A 12,841-nucleotide genomic window follows, 5' to 3' on the forward strand; every position below is an offset into this window, starting at 1 on the left:
CTAGATGCGTTTTAGCATGGGGCCGACCGGATCCGGTCCGCCCACGATATGCGCGTGCAGGTGCTGAACTTCCTGCTGCCCGACGCGTCCTGTGTTGATGATCACCCGGAAACCATCCGGGCTACCTTGAGATACCGCAATTTCGTTCGCCTTGGCCAGAATCTTGCCCAGCACCAGCGTATCTTCGGCGACGGCAGTTGCCAGCGAAGTGATGTGCCTCTTCGGAATCACCAGCACATGCACCGGACGCACTGGATTGATGTCGTTGAAGGCGAGGATGTCCTCATCTTCATAGACCTTTTTGGCCGGAATCTTGCCGTCGACAATCTTGCAGAAAATGCAATCGCTCACTTGTTGCCCCGTGCCGCCTTTTCGTCGATACCGGAAATGCCTTCGCGGCGGCGCATTTCCTGCGAAACGTCCTCGATGCTCAAGCCGTAGAAGGCGAGCAGGACAAGTACGTGATAAATGACGTCTGTCGATTCCCAGACAATGTTCAGGCGCTTACCATCCTTGGCAGCCATGATCAGCTCGGCAGTTTCCTCGCCGATCTTTTTCAGAATCGAATCAGGGCCTTCCGAAAAGAGCTTGGCGGTGTAGGACTTTTCCGGATCGGCGTGCCGACGGGAAGCCAGCGTCTCGGACAGACGGTGCAGCATGTCATGGGTGCTCATTTGTAGATTTCCTTCGGGTCTTTCAGAACCGGATCAGCGGGAACCCAGCGGTCCCCGTTCAATTCATTGAAAAAACAGCTTTCGCGGCCAGTATGACAGGCAATCCCGCCCACTTGTTCAATGCTCAACAGCAAGACGTCGCCGTCGCAATCGGTGCGAATGGAGCGGATTTTCTGGAAATGCCCCGACTCCTCGCCCTTGCGCCAAAGACGCTTTCTTGAACGCGACCAGTATACCGCGTTGCCACACTGAAGCGTTTCCTGCAACGACTCGCGGTTCATGTAAGCGAACATCACGACGCGCCCGTTTTCATCCTGGGCGATGGCCGGGATCATGCCGTCGGCGTCCCACTTCAACGCTTCCAGCCAGTTCAGGGAATTGTCGAGATCGCTCACAACCGCACTTCAATGCCACGCGCTGCCATGTATTCCTTGGCCTGGCGGACGGTGTATTCACCGAAATGGAAAATCGAGGCGGCCAGCACGGCATCGGCGCGGCCTTCGCTGACGCCGTCGGCCAGATGCTGCAGATTGCCGACACCGCCCGAGGCAATGACCGGAATACTCACCGCATCAGAGACAGCGCGGGTCAGCGCCAGGTCGAAACCGTTCTTGGTGCCATCGCGATCCATGCTGGTGAGCAGGATTTCACCAGCGCCCAGGGCGGCGACTTTTTTGGCCCACTCAATCGTATCGAGGCCGGTATCGTTGCGACCGCCATGCGTGAAAACGTGCCACTGGCCAGGCGCAACCTGCTTGGCGTCGATGGCGACGACGATGCACTGCGAACCAACCTTGCTTGATGCGTCGAAAACGAGATCGGGATTCTGCACCGCTGCCGTGTTCATCGACACCTTGTCGGCACCGGCGTTGAGCAGACGACGGACGTCTTCGACCTTGCGCACGCCGCCACCGACGGTGAGCGGAATGAAGACCTGCTCGGCGCAGGCTTCGACTATGTGCAGAATGATGTCACGCTGATCGCTGGACGCCGTGATATCGAGGAACGTCACCTCGTCGGCGCCCTGCTCGTTGTAGCGGCGGGCGATCTCGATCGGATCGCCAGCATCGCGCAAGCCGACGAAATTGGTGCCCTTGACGACGCGGCCAGCCGTGACGTCAAGGCAGGGGATGATGCGTTTGGCGAGCATCAGGCGCGCGCTTTTGCCATCAGATCGTCGGCCATATCCTGCGCCGCCTTGAAGTCGAGCGAACCATCGTAAACGGCGCGGCCGGCAATGGTGCCGACGATGCCTTCGCCTTCAACCTCGCACAGGGCGCGAATGTCGTCAAAGCCGGTCAGACCTCCGGAAGCGATGACCGGAATGGTCAGCGCCTGGGCCAGACGAACGGTGGCTTCGATATTGAGGCCGGAGAGCATGCCATCACGGCCGATGTCAGTGTAGATGATCGACTCGACGCCATAGTCTTCGTATTTCTTGGCCAGATCGACGACATCGTGGCCGGTCAGCTTGGACCAGCCATCGGTCGCCACCTTGCCGTCCTTGGCATCGAGGCCGACGATGATGTGGCCAGGGAAGGCGACACAGGCATCGTGCAGGAAGCCGGGATTCTTGACGGCCGCCGTGCCGATGATGACGTAGGTCAAGCCGCCGTCAATGCAGGCTTCGATGGTATCGAGATCGCGAATGCCGCCGCCGAGCTGGACGGGAATCTCGTCGCCGACTTCGGCCAGAATGGCCTTGATCGCCGCCGCATTCTTGGGCTTGCCGGCAAAGGCACCATTCAGGTCGACCAGATGCAGGCGACGGGCGCCTTGCTCAAGCCAGTGACGCGCCTGTTCGGCCGGGCTATCGGAAAAAACAGTGACCTGTTCCATCAGGCCCTGCTTGAGACGGACGCATTGGCCGTCCTTGAGATCAATCGCAGGAATAATCAGCATGGGATTCTAGGAGATTAAATTCGACAGATGCGAATCAGGGGTGCCACTCGACGAAGTTTTTCAGGAGTTGCAGGCCGTCACGAGCACTTTTCTCGGGGTGGAACTGAACCGCGAAGATATTATCCCGCCCCACCGCGCAGGTAAAGGGGACGCCATATTCGCAACGCCCCGTCACCAGTGCCGGATCGGCCGGTTCGACAAAGTAGCTGTGCACAAAATAGAAGCGTGAGCCGTCCGCGATGTCATTCCACAGCGCGTGCGGCTTCTGGCGCACCTCGTTCCAGCCCATGTGCGGCACTTTCAGGCGCTCGCCAGTCGGCAGATACATCTTTTCATCCGGGAAGCGTTTGACGTTGCCGGGAAAAACGCCGAGGGCCGGCACATCGCCTTCGTCGCTGTGCTCGAAGAGCATTTGCTCACCGACACAGATGCCGAGGAAAGGTTTGTCTTTGGCGGCCGCCAGCACCGCCGCACGCAGGCCACGCGCGTCGAGCTCATTCATGCAGTCGGGCATGGCGCCCTGACCGGGGAAGACGACGCGCTCAGCTGCGGCAACGACAGCCGGATCAGCCGTGACGACGACCGTCTTGCCGCCGGCGACATGCTCCAGCGCCTTCGACACCGAACGCAGATTGCCCATGCCGTAGTCGATGACGGCAATGGTTGGACCTGCTCTCACAACGAGCCCTTCGTCGACGGCATGGCGCCGGCCATGCGCGGATCCGGCGTCACCGCCATGCGCAGGGCGCGGCCGAAGGCCTTGAAGATGGTTTCGGCCTGATGGTGGGCGTTCTTGCCACGCAGGTTGTCAATGTGCAGCGTGACGCCGGCGTGATTGACCAGGCCGTGGAAGAATTCGCTGACCAGGTCGACATCGAATGATCCGATGACGGCACGCGAAAACTCGACATTGAGCTCCAGCCCCGGACGCCCGGAAAGGTCGATAACGACACGCGACAGCGCCTCGTCGAGCGGCACGTAGCTGTGGCCGTAACGGGTCAGACCCTTCTTGTCGCCCCAGGCCTTGGCCAGCGCCTGACCGAAGGTGATGCCGATGTCTTCGACAGTGTGGTGGGCGTCGATATGCAGATCGCCTACCGCCTCGATATCGAGGTCGATCAGGCCGTGGCGGGCGATCTGGTCGAGCATGTGGTCAAGAAAAGGTACGCCGGTGGCAAATTTGCCCTGGCCGGTGCCATCGAGGTTGAGACGCACGGTGATCTGCGTCTCCAGCGTATTGCGAGTAATTTCGGCTTGCCGCATGGTTGAAGGCTGCAAAAGGCTTTTATCGGAGGGCCATGATACCATTTCAGCCTACTTTTACGCCTTCCGTGAAAACCCCATGAGTCGCTTCTGGAGCCAGGTCGTCCGCGACCTAACCCCCTACGTCCCGGGCGAGCAGCCCAAGATCGCCAAGCTGATCAAGCTCAACACCAACGAGAACCCGTTCCCGCCCTCGCCCAAGGTGCTGGCGGCGATCCAGGCCGAGCTTGGCGACGACGCGGCTCGCCTGCGCCTTTACCCGGACCCGAATGCCGATCTGCTCAAGGCGGCCATCGCCAAGCGGCACGCCGTAACGCCGCAGCAGGTCTTCATCGGCAATGGCTCGGACGAAGTGCTGGCCCACGTTTTCATGGCCCTGCTCAAGCATGAGGCGCCAATTCTGTTTCCGGACATCACCTACAGCTTCTACCCGGTTTATTGCGGGCTTTACGGCATCGATTACCGGACGGTGCCGCTGGCTGACGACTTTTCGATCAATCCGAGCGACTTCCACGGTCAACCGGAAAAATCAGCCAAAAATGAAATCGGCGGGATCATCTTCCCGAATCCGAATGCGCCGACCGGCCGCCTGCTGGGGCTGGCCGCCATCGAGCAGATTCTCAAGGCCAATCCGGATGTCGTCGTGGTCGTCGATGAAGCCTACGTCGACTTCGGCGGAGAGACGGCCATTCCGCTGGTCGAGCGCTACGACAACCTGCTCGTCGTCCACACACTGTCCAAATCGCGTTCGCTGGCCGGCCTGCGCGTCGGCTTCGCCGTTGGCCATCCGGCACTTATCGAGGCGCTGGAGCGGGTCAAGAACAGCTTCAACTCCTATCCGCTGGATCGCCTGGCCATCGTCGGCGCCGTCGCCGCCATGGAAGACGAGGCATATTTCGAGCAATGCTGCCGCGCCGTCATCGCCACCCGCGACACGCTGACTGCTGAGCTCCGCAACCTCGGCTTCGAAGTGCTGCCCTCGGCCGCCAACTTCATCTTCGCCCGCCATCCGCAACGCGACGCGGCCGAACTGGCCAAGGCCCTGCGCGACAAGAACATCATTGTCCGGCACTTCAAGCTACCGCGCATCGACCAGTTCCTGCGCATCACGGTCGGCACCGACGCCGAATGTCAGGCGCTGACGCAAACGCTGCAAGGCATCCTGGTTTAGGAAGGAAGACCCGATGCAAGGTATCGATTTCGACGAAGCCATTCGCCTGCACAACACCTGGCGCCGGCAATTCATGAACGCCTTCGCCCGCGGCAGCTACGCCGACATGCCGCTCTCCGACCATCAGGGCTGCATGTTCGGCTATGCCATTGCCGCTGCCGACGATGCGTCGCGGGCATTGCCGCAATTCCAGGCGCTGATCAAGGCGCACACGAGCTTCCACGCGCTAGCCAGTGAAATTCAGGAATTAAGCAGCAACGGCATGGCGGAAGACGCCGACCTCATGCTCCCAGAACTGTCCGACGCATCGCATCGCCTGGCCAACCTGTTCGATGAGCTGCGCGCCCTGCAGCGCGACAAGCGAAGCTAGACCAGATCAAGCAAGCCGAGCCCGGCGCCAACGCCGATGAACCACAGCGGATGCAGCTTGGTCCGCAGGTTGGCCACCACAGTCGCCGCTACCAGCAACCACGTCGCCCAGCCAAAAGCCGCCGCCTGCGCAATCAGCGTTGCCCCGGAAAAGATCAGGCCAACCGCCAGCGGCGCTACGCCAATGCTGACCGCCTTTTGCCAGCGCTTGCCGGCGAAGCTTTCCCAGCGATCAATCAGCAGATAGATCAGCACGCTCATTGGCAGGCACATGGCCACAGTCGATGCCAGCGCCCCGAGCAGGCCGCCGATTTCCCAGCCGATCAGCGTCACGACCAGCACGTTCGGCCCGGGCGCAGCCTGGGCGATGGCGTACAAATGCGTGAAGGTCTGGTCGTCCAGCCAGTGATGATTTTCGACGACGACGCGATGCATTTCCGGCAGTAGCGCCGTCGCGCCGCCAAAGGCGACGAAAGATAGCAGCGCGAATTCGAGGAAGAGGTCGACGACGATCATTTGCGCCCCAGCCGCCAGTACGCGACACCGCCGGACAGGACCATCCCGGCGACCATGACAATGGGCATCGGCCAGCGCAGCCCGGCGATGGCGACGACGGTCAGCGCCGTGAAGGGCAGGAAAAACGGCTTGTCCTTGATCGCCGCCCCCATCCGCCAGGCCATGGCAAAAAGCAGGCCGCAACCGACGGCGGCAATACCACGCAACATGGACTGGGCCAGCGGCAAGCTGCCGTAGCGGTCATAGAGCATGGCCAGCAGGAGAACGATGGCGAACGGCCCGGCGAGCAAACCAACCGCCGCGACAACGGCGCCTGCCAGACCGCAATAGCGTTTGCCGACGACGACCGCCAGATTGACCACATTCGGCCCGGGCAGGAACTGGCAGAGGCCGAGCTGGGCATTGAACTCCTCAGCCGTCATCCAGCGCCGCTCTTCGACCAGCATGCGCCGGGCGAAAGGCAGGACGCCACCGAAACCGGACAGCCCGACGGAAGAAAAACCCAAAAAAAGCGCCCGGAGGTCCGGGCGGTTTTGGGTTTTTGATGCTTCCACGGTCAACCGGAAATTTCACTCAATTTTGAAGTCGGAATTCAGCCGACCTGGCGTGCGCCGGCAAGCCTTCACCGTGCGCCAGCGTCGAGGCGATACGCCCCAGCGTCTGGGCACCGGCCTTCGACACCTTGATCAGGCTGGTCCGTTTCTGGAAGTCATAGACGCCAAGCGGCGACGAAAAACGCGCGCTGCCGGAAGTCGGCAACACGTGGTTCGGGCCGGCACAGTAGTCGCCCAGCGACTCCGAGGTGTAATGACCGATGAAGATGGCGCCTGCGTGGTGGATCTTGCTGACCCACGGATCGGGATCGGCCAGCGACAGCTCAAGGTGCTCCGGCGCGACGCGGTTGGCGATGGCCACGGCTTCTTCGAGATCACGGACCAAAATGAAGGCGCCGCGATTGGTCAGCGAGGTTTCGATCACTTCACGGCGCGGCATGGTCGGCAGCAACTTTTCGATGCTCGCCTGAACCTGTTCGATATAACCAGCATCGGTACAGATCAGGATCGACTGCGCCAGTTCGTCATGCTCGGCCTGCGAGAACAGGTCCATCGCCACCCAGTCCGGATTGCCGGAGCCATCCGCCACGACGAGGATTTCCGACGGGCCGGCAATCATGTCGATGCCAACGATGCCGAACACCCTGCGCTTGGCGCAGGCAACATACGCGTTACCGGGGCCGACGATCTTGTCCACCTGCGGAATACTCGCCGTGCCATAAGCCAGCGCACCAACCGCCTGGGCGCCACCGATGGTGAACACGCGGTCAACGCCGGCCAGACAGGCCGCCGCCAGCACCAACTGGTTGCGCTCACCGCCCGGCGTCGGGACGACCATGATCAGTTCCTTGACGCCAGCCACCTTTGCCGGAATCGCGTTCATGAGCACAGACGACGGATAAGCCGCCTTGCCGCCCGGCACGTAGAGGCCGACGCGATCGAGCGGCGTGATCATCTGGCCCAGCATCGTGCCGTCGGCTTCGGTGTAGGACCAGCCTTCCAGCCGCTGCTTCTCGTGATAAACGCGAACGCGCTGTGCCGCCGCTTCCAGCGCCTGGCGCTGTTCGGCCGGCAAGCTGTCGAGCGCCTTCTGCATCTCGGCCTTCGACAGTTCCAGATCAGCCATGCCACCGACCGTCAGTCGGTCGAACTTGTTGCTGTACTCGACGACGGCCGCATCGCCGCGTGCCTTCACATCGGCCAGAATGCCGATAACGGTGCGTTCGATACCCTCATCCTGCGCCGCCTCGAAAGCCAGCAGCGCATCCATTTTTGCCTTGAAATCGGCGTCGACCGTGGAAAGACATTTGATCGCGACCATAAGTTTTATTTCTCCACCGCCCGGGCAAAGGCGTCGATGATCGGTTGCAGGGTGTCGCGCTTGACCTTGAGCGAGGCCTGGTTGACCACCAGCCGGCTCGAAATATCCACGATATGTTCCACCGCGACCAGCTTGTTGGCCTTCAGCGTACCTCCGGTCGACACCAGATCGACGATGGCATCAGCCAAACCAGCGAGCGGCGCCAACTCCATCGAACCGTAAAGCTTGATCAGGTCGATATGGACACCCTTGCTGGCGAAATGTTCGCGCGCGATCTTGGTGTATTTGCTCGCCACTTTCAGACGATTACCCTGGCGCACAGCATGGGCGTAATCAAAACCTTCCGGCACGGCGACCATCATCCGGCACTTGGCAATCTTCAGATCAATCGGCGCGTAGAGGCCTTCTCCGCCATGCTCGATCAGCACATCCTTGCCGGTCACACCCAGATCAGCGGCGCCATACTGGACATATGTCGGCACATCGGAGGCGCGAACAATGACGACGCGCACATCCGGATTGTTCGTCTCGATAATCAGCTTGCGGGAGGTTTCGGGATTTTCGCTCGGCACGATGCCAGCGGCAGCGAGTAGCGGCAGGGTTTCGTCAAAAATACGGCCCTTGGAGAGTGCAATGGTGATGCCGGTCACGGTTTTTCTCGTGGCAAAAGAATGATTTTACCGCAAAGCCGCAAAACGACCGGCCACAAAAGCAAAAAGCCCGGCAAGCCGGGCTTTCTTTGAGTCAGGCGACTCCGCGGACTTATTCAGCCGGGCGGATGTTTGCAGCCTGCTTGCCCTTCGGGCCATTCACGACGTCGAACGTCACTTTCTGGTTTTCGGCCAGGGTCTTGAAACCGTTGCCTTGAATTGCAGAGAAGTGAGCGAAGAGGTCTTCACCACCTTCGGACGGGGAGATAAAACCAAAACCTTTGGAGTCGTTGAACCACTTAACGGTACCGTTTGCCATTTGATAGCTTCCTAAAATAAAAATACGGGCTTGCGCCACAAAACACGAGAACCAAGACCGAGGAGAGCTGACAAACCGTGGTACGGCGCAGGAACAAAACACTGCCTGGAAATCCCGAGGCTCGGAGTATGGGCCAGCATTTGGAATACGCCAAGCTTTTTTTGCAACTTTCTGCAGCCAAGCGCAGAAAGTTGCAAATTTCAACGATGCACCGACGCTCCGTTAACGAACACGCCGGACCGAAGCACCGAGCTTGGCGAGCTTCTCTTCGATACGTTCATAGCCGCGATCTAGATGGTAAATCCGGTCGATCACTGTCTCGCCCTGGGCGACAAGGCCGGCAATGACCAGCGATGCCGAGGCACGCAGGTCGGTAGCCATGACGGTAGCGCCCTCTAGATGATCAACGCCGCGGACGATGGCATTGTTGCCTTCGATCTGGATGTTGGCACCGAGGCGCATCAGTTCGTTCACGTGCATGAAGCGGTTTTCGAAAATGGTTTCGCGTATCGTCGCGACGCCGTCAGCAATGCAGTTGATGGCCATGAACTGCGCCTGCATGTCGGTGGGAAAAGCTGGGTACGGCGCTGTACGCAGGCTCACCGCCTTGAGGCGCTTGGGCGCAACGAGACGAATCGCGTCGCGCTCTACTGTAATCTCACAACCGGCATCCATAAGCTTGTCGACGACCGTATCGAGATAGGCGGCGGAGGTCTTGAGCAGGCGGATATCGCCGCCGGTGGCGGCAGCTGCGCACAGGTAGGTACCGGTTTCAATACGGTCCGGCATGATGGCATGCGTCGCACCGTGCAATTTTTCGACGCCTTGAATGCGAATGACGTCGGTGCCGGCGCCGGAAATACGGGCGCCCATCGACACCAGACAGTTGGCCAGATCGACCACTTCCGGCTCACGTGCGGCATTCTCGATGATCGTCTCGCCTTCGGCCAGACAGGCCGCCATCATGAGGTTTTCGGTGCCGGTCACGGTAACCATGTCGGTACAGATGCGGGCGCCCTTCAAGCGGGTCGCCTTGGCATGCACGTAACCCTGCTCGACCTTGACCTCGGCGCCCATGGCCTGCAGGCCCTTGATGTGCTGATCAACCGGCCGGGCACCGATGGCGCATCCACCGGGCAAGGAAACACGAGCCTCGCCGCAGCGCGCCACCAGCGGGCCAAGGACGAGAATCGAGGCGCGCATGGTCTTGACCATTTCGTACGAGGCAACCGCATTGGTCAGGCCGCCACCGTTGAGCTCCATGCCATCAATGCCATCCATCGTTACGCCGACGCCCATATCGCCGAGCAGGCGCAGCATCGTCGAGATGTCGTTGAGGTGCGGTACGTTGGTCAGATGCAACGGGTCGGAGGTCAGCAGCGAGGCGCAGAGAATCGGCAACGCGGCGTTCTTGGCGCCGGACATGGCCACTTCACCTGAGAGAACCCTGCCTCCTTCAATCAACAACTTATCCACGCTGGGCGCTCCATTCTTCCGGGGTCAATGTTTTGAAGGAAAGAGCATGCAACTCGCCTGAGTCGAACTTTTCCTTCAGTATTTTGTTCACATGCTGCTGGCGCTGCACGCGGCTCCTGCCGGCAAACTCGTTGCTCACCACGGTCGCCATGAAATGCTGGCCGTCACCATCGAGTTCGAGGTGTTCGCAGGCCATGCCGGCGAGTATCAGTTGTTTGATTTGTTCAGGGTGCATCATGTTCAGCCTCTTAGCTTCCAGCCCAGCTTCAATAGGCGCAATGTCAGCATAGACACGGCTGCGAAGCAGGCAACGACGACCGCCAGACTGATTTCCGGTGCCACGTCCGAGACGCCGAAAAAGCCATAACGAAAGCCGTCAATCATGTAAAAAACGGGATTGTAATGCGACAGCCCCTGCCAGAATGTGGGCAGTGTGTAAATCGAGTAGAAAACGCCGGACAACATGGTCAGCGGCATGATCAGAAAATTCTGGAAGGCGGCCAACTGGTCGAATTTCTCGGACCAGATGCCGGCAATCATGCCCAGCGCCGCAAACAAGCCGCCACCAAACAGCGCGAAAACCAGCGTCCACCACGGCGCAACGACCTTCAGTTCGGCAAACCATACAGTCGCCAGCAAGACGCCGATGCCGACCAGCAAACCACGCGCCACCGCGGCCAGCACGTAGGCCGCAAAGAAGGCGCCGTACGGAATCGGCGGCAATAAAACAAAAACGATCGAGCCGGTAATCTTGGCCTGGATCAGACTCGATGACGAATTGGCAAAGGCATTCTGCAGCACCTGCATCATGACCAAGCCAGGCACCAGGAAGCTGATGTAACGCACACCATGAACCTGAACATGCTCATCGAGCACATGGCCGAAAATCAGCAAATAGAGCAGGGCCGTCAGCACCGGCGCGGCTACCGTCTGAAAACTGACTTTCCAGAAGCGCAAGAACTCTTTTTCGAACAGGGTCAGGAAACCGATCATTGCTGCATCGTCCGCACAAAAACCTCTTCCAGCGAGGCGCCGGGATACGCCGCCATGAGGTTGGCCGTGGTGTCCAGCGCAATAACCCGCCCCTGTTTCATGAGCGCGATGCGGTTACACAGCGCTTCGGCCTCTTCAAGGTAATGTGTGGTCAGAATAATCGTATGGCCTTCGCCGTTCAGGCGGCGAATGAACTGCCAAAGCCCCTGGCGCAACTCAACATCGACACCGGCAGTCGGCTCATCGAGAACGATGACCGGCGGCTTGTGCACCAAGGCCTGTGCCACCAGCACGCGCCGTTTCATGCCGCCCGACAAGCGGCGCATATTGACGTTGGCCTTGCTGGTCAGATCCAGCTTTTCCAGGATTTCGTCGATCCAGTCGTCGTTCTTGCGGATGCCGAAATAGCCGGACTGGATACGCAGCGTTTCGCGGACATTGAAGAAGGGGTCGAAAACCAGCTCTTGGGGAACGACGCCTAGCAAGCGGCGCGCCTCGCGAAAATCGCCGATAACGTCGTGGCCCATCACCTTGATGGTTCCTGAATCCGGACGGATCAAACCGGCCAGCGAGGAAATCAGCGTTGTTTTGCCGGCACCGTTCGGCCCGAGCAAGCCGAAGAACTCGCCCTGCTCGATATCGAGCGATACCCCGGCCAGCGCTTGCAGGGAGCCATAATGTTTGACGACGTCAACGATGGAAACGGCAGGAATCATGACAAGCCACTCAGGCGAGAGGCAAGAGGTCGGTCACGCCATACAGCTCGGCCAGCGAAACAACGCCATTTGGAATATTGGTAAATTTTACGGTCGACCGTGCAACACTGGCCGCGCGCAACCAGCCGAGCATCACCGCGAGCGCCGACGAGTCGGCCTCGGTCACTTCGGAAAAATCAAAGACCTGCTCACCTGGCTGCAAAGCAGAACGACCTGCTTCGAGCAGGCCGCGCGCATTGGTCATAACCAGTGGCGCCTTGATAACAAGGCGCCCCGCTTCACGTTCGATCATTTCTTGGAATTTGCTTCCAGAGACTTGTTCTTGGCCGCCACAGAAGCGATCAGGCCATCAATGCCCCCGTTGCGTACTTCCTGAGCAAACTGATCACGATAGTTGGTCACTAGGCTGATGCCGGCCACCACCACATCGTAAACCTTCCAGCCCGACTCCTGTTTCTCCAGGCTGTAATCAAGCTGCACTGGCTTGTTGCCCGGCTGCAGTACCTCGGTCCTGACCAACACGTCGACATCTGTCGGCACCATCTTGATCGGTTTATAGACGACTTTCTGATTTTTGTAACCAGTCAAGGCATTGGCGTAAGTCCGGACGAGCAGGGTCTTGAATTCGGCAGTCAACTGCTGCTGCTGCTGCGGACTGGCCTTGCGCCATTCCTTGCCTAGCGCCAGCGCCGTCATGTGAGAGAAGTTGAAGTGCGGCAGCACCTTCTTGTCGACCAGCTCGATGACCTTGTGCGTATCGCCGTTCTGAATATCCTTGTCCTTGCGAATGATTTCCAGCACATCATCGGTGACACGCTGAACCAGCGCATCGGGCGCCTCCTGTGCATATGCAGCGCTGACAACAAATCCGGCAAAAAACAGGGCAAATAGCTTTTTCATTATTTCTTAGGCGAGTA

At 59.6% G+C, this 12,841-nt stretch carries 19 protein-coding genes and 1 pseudogene; 2 read left to right on the top strand and 18 right to left on the bottom strand.

Annotated features, from left to right (window positions below; translation table 11 throughout):
• From WBK19_RS13790 to hisB, 7 genes are read right to left on the bottom strand one after another with little or no spacing between them, the layout of a single operon-like run.
• Entirely contained in the window at nt 1–351 is a 351-nt protein-coding gene (locus WBK19_RS13790) for a histidine triad nucleotide-binding protein (RefSeq protein ID WP_511290648.1), read from the bottom strand.
• Nucleotides 348–674 carry a phosphoribosyl-ATP diphosphatase gene (locus WBK19_RS13795; RefSeq protein ID WP_494647211.1) on the bottom strand — a complete coding sequence of 109 codons (327 nt, stop codon included), beginning with the start codon at nt 672–674 and terminating at the stop codon, nt 348–350. Before WBK19_RS13795 ends, WBK19_RS13790 begins: the two co-directional genes overlap by 4 nt.
• Nucleotides 671–1,009: a phosphoribosyl-AMP cyclohydrolase gene (gene hisI / locus WBK19_RS13800; protein WP_404827015.1), complete on the bottom strand. Its 339-nt coding sequence runs from the start codon at nt 1,007–1,009 to the stop codon at nt 671–673. Before hisI ends, WBK19_RS13795 begins: the two co-directional genes overlap by 4 nt.
• A gap of 56 nt (nt 1,010–1,065) precedes the next feature.
• Nucleotides 1,066–1,824 carry an imidazole glycerol phosphate synthase subunit HisF gene (hisF, locus tag WBK19_RS13805; RefSeq protein ID WP_226401462.1) on the bottom strand — a complete coding sequence of 253 codons (759 nt, stop codon included), beginning with the start codon at nt 1,822–1,824 and terminating at the stop codon, nt 1,066–1,068.
• Complete coding sequence (gene hisA, locus WBK19_RS13810; RefSeq protein WP_511290650.1) at nt 1,824–2,576, bottom strand: 1-(5-phosphoribosyl)-5-[(5-phosphoribosylamino)methylideneamino]imidazole-4-carboxamide isomerase; 753 nt, start codon at nt 2,574–2,576, stop codon at nt 1,824–1,826. Before hisA ends, hisF begins: the two co-directional genes overlap by 1 nt.
• Before the next feature lie 34 nt (nt 2,577–2,610).
• A complete protein-coding gene (hisH, locus tag WBK19_RS13815; RefSeq protein ID WP_511290652.1) occupies nt 2,611–3,255 on the bottom strand; it encodes an imidazole glycerol phosphate synthase subunit HisH in 645 nt (214 codons plus the stop codon).
• On the bottom strand, nt 3,252–3,839 hold the full coding sequence (gene hisB / locus WBK19_RS13820; RefSeq protein ID WP_511290654.1) for an imidazoleglycerol-phosphate dehydratase HisB: 588 nt from the start codon (nt 3,837–3,839) through the stop codon (nt 3,252–3,254). The genes hisH and hisB overlap by 4 nt, the downstream gene beginning before the upstream one ends.
• 79 nt (nt 3,840–3,918) lie before the next feature.
• On the opposite strand from hisB, the gene hisC reads away from it, so the two are divergent.
• Both hisC and WBK19_RS13830 read left to right on the top strand, forming a co-directional pair.
• Complete coding sequence (gene hisC / locus WBK19_RS13825) at nt 3,919–5,010, top strand: histidinol-phosphate transaminase (RefSeq protein ID WP_511290656.1); 1,092 nt, start codon at nt 3,919–3,921, stop codon at nt 5,008–5,010.
• 13 nt (nt 5,011–5,023) lie between these two features.
• Complete coding sequence (locus WBK19_RS13830; RefSeq protein ID WP_511290658.1) at nt 5,024–5,380, top strand: CZB domain-containing protein; 357 nt, start codon at nt 5,024–5,026, stop codon at nt 5,378–5,380.
• On the opposite strand, the gene WBK19_RS13835 is transcribed toward WBK19_RS13830, so the two are convergent.
• The 11 genes and pseudogenes from WBK19_RS13835 to WBK19_RS13885 all read right to left on the bottom strand — a co-directional run bounded on the left by WBK19_RS13835 (nt 5,377) and on the right by WBK19_RS13885 (nt 12,824).
• A complete protein-coding gene (locus WBK19_RS13835) occupies nt 5,377–5,895 on the bottom strand; it encodes a chromate transporter (protein ID WP_511290660.1) in 519 nt (172 codons plus the stop codon). The genes WBK19_RS13830 and WBK19_RS13835 overlap by 4 nt on opposite strands.
• Nucleotides 5,892–6,401 (bottom strand): chromate transporter, encoded by a 510-nt coding sequence (locus WBK19_RS13840; protein WP_511290662.1) that lies wholly within the window; start codon nt 6,399–6,401, stop codon nt 5,892–5,894. The genes WBK19_RS13835 and WBK19_RS13840 overlap by 4 nt, the downstream gene beginning before the upstream one ends.
• Before the next feature lie 67 nt (nt 6,402–6,468).
• Nucleotides 6,469–7,770 carry a histidinol dehydrogenase gene (gene hisD / locus WBK19_RS13845; protein ID WP_511290664.1) on the bottom strand — a complete coding sequence of 434 codons (1,302 nt, stop codon included), beginning with the start codon at nt 7,768–7,770 and terminating at the stop codon, nt 6,469–6,471.
• Between the two features lie 5 nt (nt 7,771–7,775).
• Entirely contained in the window at nt 7,776–8,420 is a 645-nt protein-coding gene (gene hisG, locus WBK19_RS13850; protein ID WP_511290666.1) for an ATP phosphoribosyltransferase, read from the bottom strand.
• 112 nt (nt 8,421–8,532) lie between these two features.
• The gene (locus WBK19_RS13855) at nt 8,533–8,739 is read right to left on the bottom strand and encodes a cold-shock protein (RefSeq protein ID WP_011289117.1); all 207 of its coding nucleotides are present in this window, start codon (nt 8,737–8,739) and stop codon (nt 8,533–8,535) included.
• A 222-nt stretch (nt 8,740–8,961) separates the two neighbouring features.
• Nucleotides 8,962–10,215: a UDP-N-acetylglucosamine 1-carboxyvinyltransferase gene (murA, locus tag WBK19_RS13860; RefSeq protein WP_511290668.1), complete on the bottom strand. Its 1,254-nt coding sequence runs from the start codon at nt 10,213–10,215 to the stop codon at nt 8,962–8,964.
• Nucleotides 10,208–10,453: a BolA family protein gene (locus tag WBK19_RS13865; protein ID WP_511290670.1), complete on the bottom strand. Its 246-nt coding sequence runs from the start codon at nt 10,451–10,453 to the stop codon at nt 10,208–10,210. Before WBK19_RS13865 ends, murA begins: the two co-directional genes overlap by 8 nt.
• Nucleotides 10,454–10,455: 2 nt before the next feature.
• The gene (locus tag WBK19_RS13870; protein WP_511290672.1) at nt 10,456–11,208 is read right to left on the bottom strand and encodes an ABC transporter permease; all 753 of its coding nucleotides are present in this window, start codon (nt 11,206–11,208) and stop codon (nt 10,456–10,458) included.
• Nucleotides 11,209–11,237: 29 nt separating this feature from the next.
• A pseudogene (locus WBK19_RS13875) lies at nt 11,238–11,924 on the bottom strand (ABC transporter ATP-binding protein); the annotation flags it as partial.
• A gap of 10 nt (nt 11,925–11,934) precedes the next feature.
• Nucleotides 11,935–12,216 (bottom strand): STAS domain-containing protein, encoded by a 282-nt coding sequence (locus WBK19_RS13880; RefSeq protein WP_511290674.1) that lies wholly within the window; start codon nt 12,214–12,216, stop codon nt 11,935–11,937.
• Nucleotides 12,213–12,824: an MlaC/ttg2D family ABC transporter substrate-binding protein gene (locus tag WBK19_RS13885; RefSeq protein WP_511290676.1), complete on the bottom strand. Its 612-nt coding sequence runs from the start codon at nt 12,822–12,824 to the stop codon at nt 12,213–12,215. The genes WBK19_RS13880 and WBK19_RS13885 overlap by 4 nt, the downstream gene beginning before the upstream one ends.
• Nucleotides 12,825–12,841: the final 17 nt, after the last annotated feature.

The organism is Azonexus sp., assembly GCF_049652925.1.
Classification (GTDB): domain Bacteria; phylum Pseudomonadota; class Gammaproteobacteria; order Burkholderiales; family Rhodocyclaceae; genus Azonexus.

Excerpts from the sequence above, each read along its gene's own strand:
- WBK19_RS13830 (WP_511290658.1), top strand. The coding sequence starts at position 5,024 with ATGCAAGGTATCGATTTCGACGAAGCCATTCGCCTGCACAACACCTGG.
- WBK19_RS13855 (WP_011289117.1), bottom strand. The coding sequence starts at position 8,739 with ATGGCAAACGGTACCGTTAAGTGGTTCAACGACTCCAAAGGTTTTGGT.
- WBK19_RS13795 (WP_494647211.1), bottom strand. The coding sequence starts at position 674 with ATGAGCACCCATGACATGCTGCACCGTCTGTCCGAGACGCTGGCTTCC.
- WBK19_RS13865 (WP_511290670.1), bottom strand. The coding sequence starts at position 10,453 with ATGATGCACCCTGAACAAATCAAACAACTGATACTCGCCGGCATGGCC.
- WBK19_RS13880 (WP_511290674.1), bottom strand. The coding sequence starts at position 12,216 with ATGATCGAACGTGAAGCGGGGCGCCTTGTTATCAAGGCGCCACTGGTT.
- WBK19_RS13885 (WP_511290676.1), bottom strand. The coding sequence starts at position 12,824 with ATGAAAAAGCTATTTGCCCTGTTTTTTGCCGGATTTGTTGTCAGCGCT.
- hisB (WP_511290654.1), bottom strand. The coding sequence starts at position 3,839 with ATGCGGCAAGCCGAAATTACTCGCAATACGCTGGAGACGCAGATCACC.
- WBK19_RS13870 (WP_511290672.1), bottom strand. The coding sequence starts at position 11,208 with ATGATCGGTTTCCTGACCCTGTTCGAAAAAGAGTTCTTGCGCTTCTGG.
- hisD (WP_511290664.1), bottom strand. The coding sequence starts at position 7,770 with ATGGTCGCGATCAAATGTCTTTCCACGGTCGACGCCGATTTCAAGGCA.
- hisA (WP_511290650.1), bottom strand. The coding sequence starts at position 2,576 with ATGCTGATTATTCCTGCGATTGATCTCAAGGACGGCCAATGCGTCCGT.
- hisF (WP_226401462.1), bottom strand. The coding sequence starts at position 1,824 with ATGCTCGCCAAACGCATCATCCCCTGCCTTGACGTCACGGCTGGCCGC.
- hisI (WP_404827015.1), bottom strand. The coding sequence starts at position 1,009 with ATGATCCCGGCCATCGCCCAGGATGAAAACGGGCGCGTCGTGATGTTC.
- WBK19_RS13835 (WP_511290660.1), bottom strand. The coding sequence starts at position 5,895 with ATGATCGTCGTCGACCTCTTCCTCGAATTCGCGCTGCTATCTTTCGTC.
- hisC (WP_511290656.1), top strand. The coding sequence starts at position 3,919 with ATGAGTCGCTTCTGGAGCCAGGTCGTCCGCGACCTAACCCCCTACGTC.